The organism is Alkalibacterium sp. m-11, from assembly GCF_054658155.1.
Genome location: NZ_BAAGIR010000003.1, coordinates 29,282 through 45,821 on the forward strand (window position 1 = coordinate 29,282; position 16,540 = coordinate 45,821).

Annotated in this window: 19 protein-coding genes; all 19 read right to left on the minus strand. The window is 43.7% G+C overall.

The window, feature by feature from the left end; genetic code table 11:
• Positions 1-487: 487 nt before the first annotated feature.
• A complete protein-coding gene (locus ACYQ2O_RS00755) occupies positions 488-1,402 on the minus strand; it encodes a nuclease-related domain-containing protein (RefSeq protein ID WP_346025556.1) in 915 nt (304 codons plus the stop codon).
• Between the two features lie 133 nt (positions 1,403-1,535).
• On the minus strand, positions 1,536-3,059 hold the full coding sequence (locus tag ACYQ2O_RS00760; RefSeq protein WP_346025557.1) for a HAMP domain-containing sensor histidine kinase: 1,524 nt from the start codon (positions 3,057-3,059) through the stop codon (positions 1,536-1,538).
• Positions 3,056-3,748 carry a response regulator transcription factor gene (locus tag ACYQ2O_RS00765; RefSeq protein ID WP_091482341.1) on the minus strand — a complete coding sequence of 231 codons (693 nt, stop codon included), beginning with the start codon at positions 3,746-3,748 and terminating at the stop codon, positions 3,056-3,058. Before ACYQ2O_RS00765 ends, ACYQ2O_RS00760 begins: the two co-directional genes overlap by 4 nt.
• A 213-nt stretch (positions 3,749-3,961) precedes the next feature.
• Complete coding sequence (gene gndA, locus ACYQ2O_RS00770; protein WP_091482339.1) at positions 3,962-5,401, minus strand: NADP-dependent phosphogluconate dehydrogenase; 1,440 nt, start codon at positions 5,399-5,401, stop codon at positions 3,962-3,964.
• A 357-nt stretch (positions 5,402-5,758) separates the two neighbouring features.
• Entirely contained in the window at positions 5,759-7,468 is a 1,710-nt protein-coding gene (gene recN, locus ACYQ2O_RS00775; protein WP_346025558.1) for a DNA repair protein RecN, read from the minus strand.
• 27 nt (positions 7,469-7,495) lie between these two features.
• The gene (gene argR, locus ACYQ2O_RS00780) at positions 7,496-7,945 is read right to left on the minus strand and encodes an arginine repressor (RefSeq protein WP_346025559.1); all 450 of its coding nucleotides are present in this window, start codon (positions 7,943-7,945) and stop codon (positions 7,496-7,498) included.
• A 144-nt stretch (positions 7,946-8,089) separates the two neighbouring features.
• Positions 8,090-8,893, minus strand: coding sequence for a TlyA family RNA methyltransferase (locus tag ACYQ2O_RS00785; RefSeq protein ID WP_459795818.1), 804 nt, complete (start codon positions 8,891-8,893; stop codon positions 8,090-8,092).
• A 9-nt stretch (positions 8,894-8,902) separates the two neighbouring features.
• Complete coding sequence (locus tag ACYQ2O_RS00790; protein WP_346025561.1) at positions 8,903-9,793, minus strand: polyprenyl synthetase family protein; 891 nt, start codon at positions 9,791-9,793, stop codon at positions 8,903-8,905.
• 105 nt (positions 9,794-9,898) lie between these two features.
• A complete protein-coding gene (locus ACYQ2O_RS00795) occupies positions 9,899-10,114 on the minus strand; it encodes an exodeoxyribonuclease VII small subunit (RefSeq protein WP_346025562.1) in 216 nt (71 codons plus the stop codon).
• Positions 10,115-10,119: 5 nt separating this feature from the next.
• Positions 10,120-11,487: an exodeoxyribonuclease VII large subunit gene (xseA, locus tag ACYQ2O_RS00800; RefSeq protein WP_346025563.1), complete on the minus strand. Its 1,368-nt coding sequence runs from the start codon at positions 11,485-11,487 to the stop codon at positions 10,120-10,122.
• 158 nt (positions 11,488-11,645) lie between these two features.
• Entirely contained in the window at positions 11,646-12,131 is a 486-nt protein-coding gene (gene nusB / locus ACYQ2O_RS00805; RefSeq protein WP_176759611.1) for a transcription antitermination factor NusB, read from the minus strand.
• Positions 12,131-12,547 (minus strand): Asp23/Gls24 family envelope stress response protein, encoded by a 417-nt coding sequence (locus tag ACYQ2O_RS00810; protein ID WP_346025564.1) that lies wholly within the window; start codon positions 12,545-12,547, stop codon positions 12,131-12,133. Before ACYQ2O_RS00810 ends, nusB begins: the two co-directional genes overlap by 1 nt.
• Before the next feature lie 34 nt (positions 12,548-12,581).
• Positions 12,582-13,139, minus strand: coding sequence for an elongation factor P (gene efp, locus ACYQ2O_RS00815; protein ID WP_346025565.1), 558 nt, complete (start codon positions 13,137-13,139; stop codon positions 12,582-12,584).
• Positions 13,140-13,260: 121 nt separating this feature from the next.
• Positions 13,261-14,322 carry a M24 family metallopeptidase gene (locus tag ACYQ2O_RS00820; RefSeq protein WP_346025566.1) on the minus strand — a complete coding sequence of 354 codons (1,062 nt, stop codon included), beginning with the start codon at positions 14,320-14,322 and terminating at the stop codon, positions 13,261-13,263.
• Between the two features lie 211 nt (positions 14,323-14,533).
• A complete protein-coding gene (locus ACYQ2O_RS00825) occupies positions 14,534-15,007 on the minus strand; it encodes a hypothetical protein (protein ID WP_346025567.1) in 474 nt (157 codons plus the stop codon).
• Positions 14,994-15,473 (minus strand): competence type IV pilus minor pilin ComGF, encoded by a 480-nt coding sequence (comGF, locus tag ACYQ2O_RS00830; RefSeq protein ID WP_346025568.1) that lies wholly within the window; start codon positions 15,471-15,473, stop codon positions 14,994-14,996. The genes ACYQ2O_RS00825 and comGF overlap by 14 nt, the downstream gene beginning before the upstream one ends.
• Complete coding sequence (locus tag ACYQ2O_RS00835; RefSeq protein ID WP_346025569.1) at positions 15,430-15,756, minus strand: hypothetical protein; 327 nt, start codon at positions 15,754-15,756, stop codon at positions 15,430-15,432. The genes comGF and ACYQ2O_RS00835 overlap by 44 nt, the downstream gene beginning before the upstream one ends.
• Complete coding sequence (gene comGD, locus ACYQ2O_RS00840) at positions 15,743-16,177, minus strand: competence type IV pilus minor pilin ComGD (protein ID WP_091266073.1); 435 nt, start codon at positions 16,175-16,177, stop codon at positions 15,743-15,745. The genes ACYQ2O_RS00835 and comGD overlap by 14 nt, the downstream gene beginning before the upstream one ends.
• 22 nt (positions 16,178-16,199) lie before the next feature.
• Positions 16,200-16,526 (minus strand): competence type IV pilus major pilin ComGC, encoded by a 327-nt coding sequence (gene comGC, locus ACYQ2O_RS00845; protein WP_346025571.1) that lies wholly within the window; start codon positions 16,524-16,526, stop codon positions 16,200-16,202.
• Between the last annotated feature and the right edge of the window lie 14 nt (positions 16,527-16,540).

Genomic DNA, 16,540 nt, shown 5'->3' on the forward strand with positions numbered 1-16,540 from the left:
CAACTCGAGAACAGGATCACACTCCAGTTGGATGCTCCCGACATCTTTCGTCCAACTCAATGCCGCCATCGCATCTCAGTTGGCTACTCCCAACTTCTTTCGTCCAACTCGAGGATGCCATCGCAACTCAGTTGGCTGCTCCCAACTTCTTTCGTCCAACTCGAGGACACGGTCGCATCTCAGTTGGCTGCTCCCGACATCTTTCGACCAAGTCGAGGACACGGTCGCATCTCAGTTGGCTGCTCCCGACACCTTTCCTCCAACTCGAGGACGCCATCGCAACTCAGTTGGCTGCTCCCGACACCTTTCCTCCAACTCGAGGACGCCATCGCAACTCAGTTGGCTGCTCCCGACATCTTTCGTCCAACTCGGTGACACGATCGCAACTCAGTTGGCTGCTCCCGACTTCTTTCGTCCAACTCGAGGACGCCATCATTCTTTATCCAATCATTAATGCTTCTCCGGTTATTCGAGATATCCAATTAGTTCAAAGATAATATACACCCTGACTTTTTCCCTGTTGCTTATAATGGGTGTTTAGAGCCCGTCTGATGGACTTGGCAGGCAATGCCCCATTCAGCCATTCACTGACACATTTGGTAGTAATCTTCATCTCCGGGAACAGAAGCTTCATTTCTTCAACGTTGCCAATAATATTATCCAATCTGTCTGTTTTTATTCCACATGCTTTGCAGACACAGCTGCGTTGTGAATATGCAAGTGTAAAACTTTTACAATGTGTACAGGTTGGGCCTTTAAGAAGGTCTTCCCAGGCGTATGTGGGAAGATTCAGCTCAAACGGTACATTCTGTTTGTGATTTTCCAGTAATCTGTTTGCGAGCTGACGTAGTTTGGGGTTTCGGCTGACCTCCTGATCATCAAGTTTTCTCAGCAGTTCATTTATTTGAGTTGGCAAGCAGACGCTGTCATCAGATCCGACACGGTAAAGTGTAAATTCAGGATTGATAAAAACCAGATACTTCACTACGTTGACAGAGTAATTCCACGATTTCATCAGCTGGGCAAATAGAGTAGCGGTTCTCTCGAGCTGGTTATTTGGACTTACAATAGTGTATCCACGTTTACTGATATACTTCCCTGCTTCATACCGATACTCTCCTTTGTAGTTCTTTATTTCAAATATATAGACACTGTTATTCATCAGAATGAGTGAATCAATCTGTATCGATGAGCCATTTACCGATAGCAGGAGATCGTTCAGAATAAGTATGTCTTTGTTTAACCTAGTCTGAATCAAGTTATCAAATGTTATTTCACCTTCCAGTCCTGCTTTTAAATGATTGTATTTGCTGAGTTCGTCTTTACTTAATGATAATCGGCTGTTCAGTGACTCATAGCCCCTCAACTGTGATGACTTTTCCCTGGATTTCAAAATTAACATGTGCTCCCTCCTCGTATATACTATTATCTTTTCAGGGAAAAACTCACGAAAATAAACACCAATTTACAGCTAGTCTCACTTGCTTGAACAGAAAAAAGGCCTGGCTGATTGCCGGGCCTTTCCCAATTTTTAATTATTTATCTGAATCCCTGTCCGATTGCTTATCTTCCAGCTTAGGCAGTTCTATTCTGAAGATAGATCCATGTTCGAGAACACTTTCAGCCCAGATCTTGCCATGATAGCCTTCAATCAGCTGTTTGGCGATAGACAGTCCCAGTCCGTTTCCGCCTTTATGACGGCTGCGAGCCTTGTCTACCCGGTAGAATCGGTTGAAGATTTTAACGGTATCTTCCTGAGTCATTCCTTCACCATAATCCTGAATGGCGATCTGAACATTTCTGCCGTGTTCCGAGACACTTAAATGCACCTCATGACGGTCAGTCGAATACTTGACTGCATTGTCCAGAAGAATGATAAGAATCTGTTCCAGATGATTACGGTAGATGTTGACATATACTTCTTTTTCAAGATCATCATCAAGAATGAAATAGAAGTCAGGATGAACCAGCTTGAAGTTATTAAATGTCTGATTAATGATTTCTCTGACCGGTGTCCGTTCATTTTTATAATGAATTTCCACCTGTTCTGCGCGGGACAAGTCCAGCATTTCCTGCACCAGACTCTTCATCCGGCCGATTTCCTGCAGGGAGGCATCCAGTGATTCTTCAAGAACAACTGGGTCATCTTTCCCCCAGCGGTTGAGCAGTTTCATATGCCCTTCCACCACAGCGACGGGTGTTCTAAGTTCATGAGAGACATCTTCTACAAACTGCTTCTGGTGTTCAATGTTCCGCTGCATTCTATCCAGCATGGCGTTGTATGCGTTGGCGAGTTCAGTCAGTTCGTCATTTCCGTCTCCAACATCGATGCGTTCTTCGGATTCCGGATCCTTTTCAATGATGTGCATCGCTTCGGTCAGTCGACGGATCGGCTGAAGAAATGAGATGGCTATGAGGTAACCGATGACCCCACTGAACAGTAGGGCAATGATTCCTGTCAAAAGGATCGCTCCCAAAACACTTCTGAACAGCTGATGATAGGATGATAGTGTATTGATCACCTGAACATAACCGATCCGGTCATTATTCAAAAAAGAATAGACCGGGGTCACAGCTGACAGCGCTTCTCCATGAGGTCCTTCAGGTATTGTCTGTATCTGTAAGGTCTCAAGTGGTTCAAATCCGATATCTACCGAATTCGTTTCATACAAAAGTTCTTCATCCGGGCTGAACACACGAATGACGATGCTGCCCTGACTTGCTCTCAGCGGAGTACTTCTCTGATTCTGAGTTTCTTCCATTATCGGCATCTCGGGAGTAAGATACAGCTCCTGCTGATCCAGTGTTTCTTCTACATCTTCTTCAGTCAACTCATAAAAATGCTGCCCGAAACGTTCGGTAAGGTTAAATACCACATTTCTGACAGCCTGCTGTTCATTTTCGATCATGATCTGCTGGAACGTAATGAACAGAATCGTTGAAAAAATCGTATAGGTAAGAAATAGTGCAATTGCAGCCCCAATCGTCCACTTCCATCTCAGAGAAATACGCTTCTGCTGGTTTACTGCTGTCGTATCGATGGCTGCCTGCTGTTTCACGTGCGCATCACGTATCCAGTTCCTCTAACGGTCTGAATGTAACTTTCCTTGCCTGCTACATCGATTTTGTTACGAAGATATCTGATGTAGACGTCGACAACATTCGTTTCGACTTCTGTTTCGTAACCCCATACTTTGTTCAAGAGGACTTCACGAGACAGAACGACGTTGACATTCTCCATAAGTTCCACAAGCAGTTCGTACTCTCTTTTAGTCAGCTCGATGACTTCATCGCCACGCTTGACGACGCGGTTTTCCTTTTCGACAGTAATGTCTTTATAAGTGATGGTTGTCTGACGGCTGACGTTTTCTTCAGTTTCAATTTCGATTCGACGAAGCAGTGCACGCATGCGGGCAAGCAGTTCTTCGATCGCAAACGGTTTGACGACATAGTCATCAGCACCGTGATCGAAACCTGATACACGGTCAATAACTGAATCGCGGGCAGTCATCATGATGATCGGCACATTGCTGACTTGTCTTATGCGACGAGCTACATCTATGCCGTTCAGTTCAGGAAGCATCAGGTCAAGGAGAATGATATCCCAGCTTTCCTCTTCATCCAGTGCCGCTTCCAGTCCTGAACGTCCATCGAAACGTACTTCTGTCCTAAACCCTTCATGGTTCAGTTCAAGTTCGACGAATCTGGCCAGATTCTTCTCGTCCTCAATGATCAAAATATTTGCCAATGTTTTCACTCCTAGCTTAATTTACCTGTTTCATTTTGTTTACGGGTGATCCCCTTCAGTTCCTGTCACAAGGCTTCTTTAGTGTAACACAGTTTCTCATTCAAGGGAACGAAAGAAATCGTCTATTAAAGCTATTATAACAGTAAAATAGCAGGTTTTCTAATTGAAAACCCACTATCTTCATACTATTTTTTAATCAATGACACAATTGGCTTAATCCCAGCTTTCTTCGCCTTCATTTCCATACCAGTCGAAGTGGAACGTGCCTTCTTTATCGACGCGTTCATAGGTATGCGCTCCAAAGTAATCACGTTGTGCCTGAATGATGTTTGCAGGCAGACGTTCTGAACGGTAAGAATCGTAATAAGCGATCGCTGATGAGAATGCCGGCACAGGAACACCTGCCTGAACAGAAAGTCCGACCAGATCTCTTACTGACTGCTGATAACGTTCAGTGATGTCCATGAAATAGTCATCCAGTACTAGGTTTTTAAGCTGTGGTTCACGCTCATAGGCTTCAGTGATTTTCTGAAGGAAACGCGCTCTGATGATACAGCCAGCTCTGAAGATTTTTGCAATGTCACCGTATTTCAGGTTCCAGTTGTACTCTTTTGAAGCAGTTCCCATTTGTGCAAATCCTTGAGCGTAACTCATGATTTTACTGAAGTACAGGGCTTCTCTGATTTTTTCGATGACTTCTTTCTTGTCGCCTTCGAAGGCTTTCATTTCCGGCTTAGGCAGAACTTTGCTCGCTGCTACACGTTCGTCTTTCAGTGCAGAGATGTAGCGGGCAAAAACTGATTCTGTGATCAGTGGGAGAGGCAGTCCCAGGTCAAGCGCACTCTGCGACGTCCATTTTCCTGTTCCTTTGTTTCCGGCACGGTCAAGAATGATATCGATCATGTGCTTGCCTGTTTCCGGATCTTTTTTAGTTAACGCATCTGCTGTGATTTCGATCAGGAAGCTGTCCAGTTCACCAGTATTCCATTCCTTGAATACATCAGCAATTTCTTCATTTGACAAGCCGACAACGTCTTTCAAAATGTGATAAGACTCAGCAATTAGCTGCATATCGCCGTATTCGATGCCGTTATGGACCATTTTCACATAGTGTCCCGCTCCATCTGGACCAATGTATGTGACACATGGCTCTCCATCAGCAGGTGCTTTGGCAGCAATCTGTTCCAGGATCGGCGCTACAAGATCATAAGCTTCCTTCTGACCACCTGGCATGATCGCTGGTCCTTTCAGAGCACCTTCTTCTCCACCGGACACGCCAGTTCCGATAAAGTTGATGCCTGAATCAGCAAGTTCCTTGCTGCGGCGGATCGTATCCTGATAGAAGGTGTTCCCTCCATCGATCAAAATATCTCCTTTATCCAAGTGAGGTAGCAGCTGTTTGATGACAGCATCTGTCCCTTTCCCTGCCTGTACCATCAAAACGATTTTTCTAGGTACTTCCAGAGAGTCGACAAATTCTTCCAATTCATACGTTGCAGTCAGATTCTTGCCGGGGTTCTCTTCGATGACCCCATCTGTTTTTGATCCTGTACGGTTATAAATCGACACGGAGTAGCCTCTGCTTTCAATATTCAAAGCCAGATTCTTACCCATGACAGCCATACCGATAACGCCGACTTGCTGTTTACTCATAGTAAATCTCCTCTCATTTTTGATGCAGCTGACCGCTCAAAAAAGTCAGACCTGCATATCTTACTCGTAATTATATTATCAAAATTTGAACACTTTTGAAACTCTCTAATAAAGACTTGCATTATGACAGCACTTTAAGTACACTAATAGCTGAAAGTTCTCAGGAAAGTTGGTGTACACTTATGCCTAAGAAACGAAGAGAAAAAGGATCAACAAGCACTGCTTCTAAAATCATTATTTGGGTGCTGCTCCTGTCGATGGCTATTCCTGCATTTGCTTCGATTTTAAGTGTGATTCTATAATATAATTGACAAAAACCCTCTTGGCCCCTTATTCAGTGGTGCAAAGAGGGTTTTTTTATACCTGCTTTTTCTTTTTATCAGCCAGTTTCAGTAATTCCTGAGCAGTTTCAATAGTCAGTTGCGTTAGTTCCTCACCTGAAAGCATACGGGCAATTTCTTCTGTCCGTTCTTTCTCGGCCAGTTGTTCAACATAGGTGGTCGTCCGGTCGTTAGCCACTTCTTTTCGTATATACAAGTGCTGATCTGCCCGCGCTGCAACTTGAGGCAGATGAGTGATGCATAAGACTTGAGAATGGTAGGCCACTGAATAAATCTTGTCTGCTATGGCCTGAGCCACTCTTCCGCTGACACCAGTATCCACTTCATCAAAAATGATGCTTGTAATGCCTTGCGACCTGGAGAAGATAGTTTTCATTGCCAACATCATACGAGAGAGTTCTCCTCCGGATGCGACACGCGCAAGTGGTTTCAAGGGTTCCCCTGGGTTAGTTGCTACAAAAAATTCGATTTTGTCCTGGCCTTGGGCGGATAAGATGGAATCAGCAGTTCCCTGATCTGATCCTTCTTTGAAATTCACTGAAAACTGGACTTTTTCCATGTACAGTTCTTTCAGCTGTTCAAGAATGGCCACTTCCAGCCTTTCAGCAGTCTCTTTTCTGATTTTCGTCAAGTCTCCAGCCAGACTTACAGCCCGTTCCCTCAACTGAGTTGTCTTCTTGCTGAGCATATCCACTTGTTCTTCCCGGTTTTCAAGCTTTTCCAGTTCACTGACAGCTTCTTCGTAATGGATCAGAATCGATTCAACAGTATTCCCATATTTCCGTTTCAGCTGCTGAATGATGTTGAGACGTTCTTCGATCTCGTTAAGGCGTTCTTCGTCATATTCAAGATGATCCATTTCAGAATACAAGTCACTGGATACTTCCTGAAGCTGGAAGAATGCAGCAGAAAGTGTTTCAGATATCTGTCTGAATTTATCATCCATATCCGAAATACTTTCCATTTTCTCCATTGCCTGTCCGATTAGATCCAGTCCGCTTATCTCTTCTCCTTGAAGAATGGTATAACTTGAGGACAGGGCTTCGACAATCGACTGATGGTTCGCAAGCTTCTGTTCCTCTTCTTTAAGCTCTTCTTCTTCATTGAGGTGAAGATCGGCAGCTTTGATTTCTTCTACCTGATATTTCAGAATATCGATACGCTGCACAAGCTCCTGTTCATTGATTTCCCATTCTCTGCGTTCTTTTTCAAGCTGCCTGTATTCACTGAATACTGACTGGTATTCTTTTTTCAGCCGATCCAGTTCACTCGGTCCGTAATAATCCAGCAGATGAATATGGTTATCAGACACCATCAGCTCCTGGTGCTCGTTCTGACCATGGATGTCGATCAGCTGAGAACCCACTTCTTTCAGGACAGCAATGGTGACGATACTGCCGTTAATTCGGCAGACATTGCGTCCAGTGGCAAATATTTCTCTTTGGATCAGCAATGTGGCTTCTTCTTCATCAATCGCGTTTTCTTCCAGAAGCGCAGTCAACGTCTCCGTCTTCTGATAGGAGAACTGGCCTTCCAGAACACATTTCTTTGAACCATACCGGACAAATTCGCTGGATCCTCTACCACCTGCCAGGAGACCGACCGCATCGATAATGATTGATTTTCCTGCGCCAGTTTCACCTGTCAGGACAGTCATGCCAGTTCTGAAGTCCAGTGACAGATCCTGAATAATTGCAAAATCTCTAATTTTTAACGATTCTAGCAAAGATAAACCTCCTGTTCATCAGATCATTTAAATGAAGGAAATAATTCTTCTCTGGAAACGTTCAGCACTGTCCTCATCCCGACAAATTATCAGGACAGTATCATCACCAGATATACATCCGAACACTTCCTGGTATTTCGCTGTCTCGATCAATGTACCCAAAGCAAATGCATTACCCGGTAACGTCTTGATCAGAACAAATTCTTTTTGAGTGTCGATTGAAACGAAGGCATCTTTCATCAGTCTTGCCAGTTTCTTGGAAATGTTATAATTCATTTCTGGAGGCAGGTTGTACTGATAGCCACCTTCTTGAGCAGGTACTTTGATGAGTTGAAGTTCCTTAATGTCTCTCGAAATCGTCGCCTGAGTAATATCGATTCCGCGTTTTTGCAGGATATCGACGAAGTCTCCCTGTTTCTGAATAACCTCCTGTTGCACCAGTTCCCGTAATAGTTGATGTCTCTCTTTTTTCTTCACTTCATTCACTCCTATGCCCTTGCGAACTAAATAACACAGTATATTTATACAGTATATTCAGTTTAAGTATACATCATTTCTAACTGAGTGCCAAGAAAAGAACTTATCATCTTATATTAAATTATATGCATACTTTTTAAGTGTTCAGGAAAACAACGAGTCAGTAATAAGTTTCTGCAGCCAGTAATCTAGCGATTTATCCTTCGCAGACCGATTCTTTATATACGCTAAATATTCTTTGTTCCCTTTGCCACCCTTAATAGGTGAAGGGATGATCCCTTCTGTAGTCATACCTAATTCATACAGAAATGAAATGATAGCATGAATGACATATCTGTGGACTTCGGGGTCAGTAATGATGCCACGTTCACCCACATCTTCTCTTCTAGCTTCAAACTGTGGTTTGATCAGAGCTATGACTGTACCATCTTCAGCAAGAATATCTTTTAATACAGGAAAAATTTTCTCTAAGGAGATGAACGAGACATCGATCGTTGCGGCAGTGGGTTGTCCCTGGGTAAAGTCTTCAGGTCGGCAGGTTCTGAAATTGGTCTGTTCCATAACACTGACACGCTCATCGATCCTCAGTTTCCAGGCAAGCTGATTTGTTCCTACATCCAGAGCGTAGACCAGTCGGGCACCGTTTTGCAAGGAGACATCAGTAAATCCGCCAGTTGATGCGCCGATATCCAGTACAATCTGATCAGTCAGGTCAATTTTAAAGTAGTCCAGAGCGCGCTCAAGTTTCTTGCCCCCCCGGCTGACATACAGCTGTTCAGCGCCTTTGACATAGACAAGCGTATCTCCAAGCCACTTTTCGCCAGAAGTAAAAATCTGTTCTTCTTTGCTTGTATAAACTTTACCGGACATAATAAGTCGTTTGGCTTTTTCACGATCTTCTGCCCAACCCTGACGGATCAGCAGGTCATCTGCACGTTCTTTTTTCATGTCCTCACCTCAAGACAATGCTTCGATTTCTAATGAGCGAATGAAGGATGCCAGCAGTTCGTCGTCATAAACAGCCTCACGCTCTTTAATTTGGCAGTTCAATGTCAGTGCTTTTTCAAGCTTCTCCCTGAACAGATCATTTGCCTCTTCAAGCCCTAGTAATGCCGGGTAGGTACTCTTTCCTAATCTGGCATCCGCTCCAGTCCGCTTACCTAAATCTTTTTCATCCCCTTGAACATCCAGGATATCATCTCTCACCTGATAAGCCAGTCCTAAAGCATAGGCCATTTCTTCAAGATCAGTAACTGTTTCATTTTTCACATCTGCAAGAAGTCCTCCGGCGTAGAAAGCAAAACGGATAAGCTTACCTGTTTTTCTTGCATGGATCGACTCCAGTTCTTCAAGAGTCAAGGTAGTATGTTCCCCGTTCATATCCGCCTGCTGGCCGCCAACCATGCCTTCGTGACCTGCATCTTGAGATAAAGATCTGATCAGTTTAAGCTTGATCGCATCGTCCGCTGTTCCCTGCGTCATCAGTTCAAAGGCCTTGGTCAGCAGTGCATCTCCTGCAAGGATAGCAGTCGCTTCGGAGTATTCTATGTGGTTTGTCGGTTTCCCTCTTCTAAGGTCATCATCATCCATTGCTGGAAGATCATCATGGATCAGTGAGTAGGTGTGGATCATCTCAAGTGCTGCCCCATATGGGAAAGCCTGCTCGACCGGTTTGTTGAATGCTTTGAGAACAGCGAAAAGAATCAGTGGCCTCAGGCGTTTACCTCCAGCTTCAAGGGAGTAGCGCATGGATGCTTCCAGCTGAGTTCTGCTACTGTCCGGGATAGCCTCTCTCATATACCGTTCGAATGGGTATTTAAAATCTTTAACGAATGTCTGAAAATTCATTTGATACTCCTTTAATTTTTTAGTAATCGACTACTCACGATTCATTGCGTCATTGTATCTTCAATAGCCCCTAGTCTCATGTCATCTGATTTATCAGTTTTTTTATCAGCTATCAGCAATATCTTCACTGCTGTCTTCATTGACCATACGTGTAACTGTTTTTTCTGCATCCTCTATAATGCGTTTGCAGTATCGGCTCAGATTGATTCCTTCCTGAAACTGATCGAGTGCTTCTTCAAGTGGGACATCCCCCTGCTCCAGCTTCTGAACAATTCCTTCAAGATCCTTCATTGCTTCATCAAACGTTTTTTCTTTATCCACTGCTTCTACTCCTCGCTGCTTTTATTTATAAGAGTGTCTTTACTGATTCCAGTTATATTCGCTTTGACTGTTCCGTCTGAAATGGTGACATCCAGTGATTCATTTATGTTAATCTGTTCAGTTGACTTGATAATAGTCTGATTTTGTCTGGCAACAGCGAATCCTCTTCCTAGTATATTTAGTGGGGAAAGGAGATCCAGTGACTGAATGAGATGATCCACTTGTCTTGACTTGTTTTCGACAACCTGCCTTGATAATGTATACAGCTGTTTTTTCAGTCTCTCATTATCAATCCTGGCCTGCCTGATTCGGGACATAGGATTGTAGGAACGCACTTGCTGATTCAGCATATCCCTCTTCTGACGTGCCGACTGAAGCCTCTGATCCGTGCTTCTGATCAGCTGATCCGTGAGCTGGTCAAGATTCTGGCTGTATCCATCATACAACCGCTCGGGCTGCCTGAATATATACGACTGCTCCATTCGTTTTACCCGCTCTTTTTCCTGACGAATAAGTGTCTGCATCGCCTGGACCAGTCTCTGTCTTGTCAGATCGATCTTACCTATTTCTTCCGTCAATACAGGTACCGCCAGTTCAGCTGCTGCAGTTGGTGTCGCAGCTCTGACGTCTGCGGCAAGATCTGCAAGTGTCGTATCCGTTTCATGTCCAACTGATGATATGACTGGTGTCTTCGCATGAGCAATTGCCAGCGCCACTTTTTCTTCATTAAATGGAAACAGGTCTTCAAACGATCCGCCTCCCCGGGCGACAATGATCGTATCGAAATCGCCCGTCCTGTCCGCCTTCTTAATGCTTTTTACGATCGAATCGGCGGCTTTGTCTCCTTGAACTAAAGTAGGGTAAAGAGTGAGTTCAACTATAGGAAATCGTCTTTCTATAGTTGTCTGAATATCTCTGATTACTGCTCCGCTCGGACTGGTTACCACAGCAATTCTTTTAGGAAACCGAATCAGAAGCTGTTTGCGTGATGCATCGAACCAGCCTTCTTCCGTCAGTTTCTTTTTAGTCTTTTCGTAAGCTGCATAGAGCTGTCCAAGTCCTTCTGGTTCAATGTGTTCAATATAAAGCTGGTAAGTCCCGTTCTTTTCATAGACAGACAAGCGACCTACAGCCATAACGCTCATGCCCTCTTCCAATTCGACGTTCAGTTTTCTGGCTTCCCGCTGAAACAGGACCACTGACAGTTTGGCATCTTTATCTTTAATGCTGAAATACTGATGAGAATTCCTGCGGTGAGGATTGTAATTCGAAATCTCTCCCTTAACAAAAACACGTTCAAGATAAGGATCGTAATCAAATTTTCTTTTTACATATGTCGTCAGCTGGGAGACAGTAAGGTAGTCTTCACTCATAGCAAACTCCTTTCTAAAGTTCTGATGCTGGATGAAAATAAAAAGAGCAAAAAAATAGAATGTGGTCTACACTCTATTTCCCCGCCCTCTCTTGCTGTCTGCGTCACATTTCATTTCTTCATATCCGGAACTGGCGGATATCTGACAGAAAAAAGTGCTCAAACTTTATTCTCATCTGCAATGCTCTGCAGGACACCATTTATGAATTTACTTGCCTTTTCATCATTGAATGTCTTAGCCAGCTCGATCGCTTCATTCATGACGATACGCTTATCCGTCTCTGCTTCAAAAAGCAGTTCATATGCAGCCAGCTCAAGCAGCAGCCTGTTGGTACGTTCAAGACGATTCAAAGACCAGTTTTTTAGATGTCTGGTGATTGTCTCATCAATCACTTCTTTGTTATCTCTTGTACCGACAACCAGTCTTCTGAGATAATGCAGCGCATCCGTCACGATCTGCTGAGTATTCTTTTCCTCAGGCAACGCATCTTTCATAGCCTCTTCGATCGTACGCCCCTCATCAAAAGACAAGGTACTTTCCAATGCCAGTCGAATGGCCTGGTCAGCGGTCAGTTCATCATGTGTGGATAACTGGAAAAGAGACTGAAAGGCTTTTTCCCTTATCACACGCCTTACAGTAGTCACTATTTTTCATCTTCTTCCGTATCCAGATCGAACAATTCCTGGATTGTAGTTTTTTCAGGTACAATATCTGCAATATGAATGTTCACTTCAGCAAGTGAAATATCGGTCATATGCAGCACTTGTTCGCGTACTCGCTGCTGAATGGTCTGAGCTACGACAGGCACGTTCACGCCAAATTTGAAGTAGCAGTATATATCTACTTTCAGCCCGTCTTCATCTGTATTCAAATGAACACCTTTTTTATGATTAGCTTTGCCGAAAACATTTTTCATTGTTTTAGAGAAGCGTCCTTGCATGGCATAGACGCCATCCACTTCGTTGGCAGCAATACCGGCAATGACTTCCAGTACTTCAGGAGCCACTTCGATTTCACCTATTAGATTTGTTCTATTTGTATCGACTATTTTTTCACTCATCACTCTTCCTCCTTTTACTGAATCGATGTAATGATTAAGCTCGGGAAACGTAGCTTCCTTCATCTGTGTTGATGACCAGCATGTCATCAACGTTGACGAATAAAGGTACAGTTACAACTGCCCCAGTCTCAAGTGTTGCAGACTTGGATCCTCCGCCTGTTGTGTCGCCTCTGATTCCAGGCTCTGTTTCTACTACTTTCAGCTCGACTTTTTTAGGAAGATCAACACCAAGGACTTCATGTCCGTACATCATGATTTCGACTTCCATATTTTCTTTCATGAATTTCAGTTCATCTTCAATACGTTCGCCAGGAATTTCAAGTTGTTCATATGTCTGAGTATCCATGAAGACGTGGTTTCCACCATTCTCATAAAGATACTGCATCTCTTTCGTTTCGATATGAGCGGTTTCCATCTTTTCGCCAGCACGGAATGTTTCATCCTGAATTGCACCGGTTCTCAGATTTTTAAGTTTAGAACGGACAAATGCCGCACCTTTTCCTGGTTTTACGTGCTGGAAGTCCATGATTCTCCAGATGCTTCCATCGTATTCAATCGTCAGACCTGTTTTAAATTCACTTGTTGAAATCATTACCTGTTTTCCTCCTAATTTAAAATACGGCATAAATAAAACGTATTTTAATTCTCTCTTTATTGTAACATGATTTAAAGCGAAAACCTATTTGAAATCACTACTCTTCACAAGGCTTTCCTTAAAGCTGAATCAGTTCTTTTGATACGCTCATAAGGTTTCTGCTGCCACTATCAGTGACGACCAGATCATCTTCGATTCTAACGCCACCAAGTCCAGGAATATAGATCCCAGGTTCGTTTGTGATGACATTTCCGCTGACCAGTACATTTTCATTCTTGAAATTGATTCCAGGGCCTTCATGCACTTCAAGTCCGATCCCGTGTCCAGTTGAGTGCCCGAACGCTTTACCATACCCTTTTTCTGTAATATAATCCCTGGCTACAGCGTCCAGATCCTTCCCAGTAATTCCAGCCCTGATCTGCTCTGTTACTTTCAGATTTGCGTCGAGAACGATCTGATGAATCTTCTTCAGCTCTTCTCCAGGGTCACCTAATGCAAATGTACGAGTCATGTCTGATACATATCCGTTATAGTAGCACCCGAAATCGATCGTGATCATGTCTCCCTGTTCGATAACCTTATCGCTCGCTACTCCGTGAGGCATCGCAGAACGCTTTCCGCTGGCCACGATCGTATCGAATGATACTCCACTGGCACCTTCTTCTCTCATCAGAAAATCCAGTTTATTGGCTACTTCTACCTCTGTCACGCCAGGTTTGATGAAATGAAGGATTTCTTCGAAGGCGTATTCAGTGATCTTAATTGCTTTCTGTATTGTTTCAATTTCGCTTTCTTCCTTGATTTCTCTTAAGTACTCGATAAGCCCGCTTACAGGAGTCAGCCTGCATTCCACAAGTGAATTCAGCAGTTCGTAATTTGAAAAAGTCATGAAATTTGTCTCGAATCCAAGGTTTGCAATCGATTCTTTTTCAACTAGTGCTTTGACTTCATCAAAAATCGGTCCAGTGTTCTGGATGATTTCGTACCCTTCTGCCTGCTCAGCAGCCTGTTCAGTATAGCGGAAGTCGGTGACAAAGTAGGCTTTGTCGTGAGTGATGACACCCAGTCCAGTTGTTCCCGTAAAGTTGGAGACATAGCGGAGATTAAACGGACTCGTAACCAGCAGTGCATCAAGCTCCTGTTTCTTCAGTTCTGTTTGAACGGCTTTTACTCGTAACATTTGAACACCCTATTCTATAGTTTATCGTACAGCTCTTCGTTCATCTGTTTTATTATAGCAAAGCTGAATTAAAAAAGAAACGAATGGGCAGCCATTGTACATCCGGTTCCCAACACCTATATTCAGGACAGCTGAACAGCGAAAAGCATCAGCAGGCTCTCTTCAGTCTGGCCCACTGATGCTCAAATCAATTTATGCTTAGTATCTTGTTTCATTCATCCTGATGGTCTTTTACAGCCTGGACTTCTGGTGTGGCCTCTGGCTCATCTCCCACTGCTTCGTCATCAATGCTTTCGTCTGTTTTTAGGGGTGTACTCGGTTCTACAGGCTTCACTGCCAGCTCAACTGTTTTCTGACTAGTATGCTGATTGTTCAGTTCTGCCTTGATAAGAAATCGTGTATCGGTGAGCCTGCTCACTGTTGTGCTCCCTGATGAAAATCTCACTTCACTGGGATAAGACTGATAATCATCAAAATCATCTTTTAAAAGAACTTCTGTCATTTCAATCATCGTTCTGGCTTCATAGCTGAGAGCCGTCTGCCTGTACTGGATCATCTGATGCTTGAGGACTGTGACCGATGACAACAATAGGAACGAAGTAAACATGAGCATAATGAGTGCAGACAATAGCGTGCTCCCCTCATCGCTTCGTATAGAATCTGCGAAGCCCTTACTCCAGAACATGATCCACCACCTTCACTATGCCTCTGTATGATTCCAGGTTATCAAAAGTGACCTTTAATATCAGCTGGTCATCTTTCTTTTCGGCTGAGAAGGTACTGATTCTCATTAGAACAGGGTGATGCCCCAGTCCACGCACACTTCTCCTATATAGATTTTTATAGCGGTTGTAGGTCATGGGCTCCTCCTGCACTACACCATCCACCACCTTTTTGAAAGTAATCGTCTCACCCTTCACATCCGTGACCACCTTGTCTTTCAGATCCTGTTCGAGATAGTTCAAGAAGAGGTGCCACTCGATCTGTCTGTCATCATTCACCTGTCTTTCAAGTGCTGTAAACTGGCTGAGAGCGAAAGAAAAAAGCAGGACCATAGCACTTATGACCTGGATAGTAACTAGGCATTCGATCAAAGTCAGTCCCTGATCATTTTTTCCATTTGACTGACAGGATTTCCACCATCTGATCACTGATTTTCTCTCCTTTGACTGTGATTCGATTGTTATTTTCAATAACTACGATCAGCTTGCCGTCCACCATCATCGCATTCGACTGATATGTTCTATCCCAGAACTGAGCTGTTTCGTAAAGAACTCTGCTGGTTTCCACGTTTAGTTTTGCTTCTTCTCTGATTACAAAAGTATCCACAAGGAACGGAAGCATGCTGCATACTGCTAGTGTGATCAGACTCAAGCTGATCAGGGCTTCCATAAGGATGAACCCTCCGCTTTTTCTCCATTTACCTGATTTCATATCGGCCACTTCCCAGCTGGAAGGCAAACTCTACAATTCCTTCCGGTGTGCGGAATCTGATGACCTCATGTCCGCTTATATGTCCCGTCCCTCTTGAAAACCTGAATTCAGTCAGATCATTCAATAATGAGATGTGATCCGGCAGAGACAGTTTGTGTTCGATCGGATGCCCCCGTTCACCCGCTACTCTGAATGATATATCTTTAAGTGGACGCCTGAATTCGATGACTGTCCATTTATCATTAAGTATCGCATAGTTCTGCATGAGGGTGACACTCGACTGAAAGGTTTCAAAGAACAGGGCTGTTTCAGATCTTTCTTTGAGTCGACTGAACTGAACAGCAGGTATTGAGATAATAATGGACAGAGCAGTGAGCACCAGTAGTGTTTCGATCAGCGTCATGCCCTCTTCTTTATTCATTGACCACGTCATGATTCACCTGTCACTTAGCTTTTTTCGTCACAATGCCGCCATTCAACTGAAATTCTTTATTGGCCCGATCGGCTTGATTAGGTGTCAGATACTGTTCATTTTCCATTACATCGAAACTTTCAGGGTTTTTCTTTTCTTCTATTTTATACAAATCCACCTGGCTCTGCAGGACTGTTTCGATCGCATCAGTTCCAGTATCGTTTGCTGATTCTTGTCTTTTGGACAGGTTAGGGACGAACAATAACAGGAGCACAGATATGATCAGCAGGACCAGAGACATTTCAATCAGTGTGAAGCCATTTTCCTTCTTTAATCTATTGCGTAATCTATTTATCATTTATTTTTCCTCCT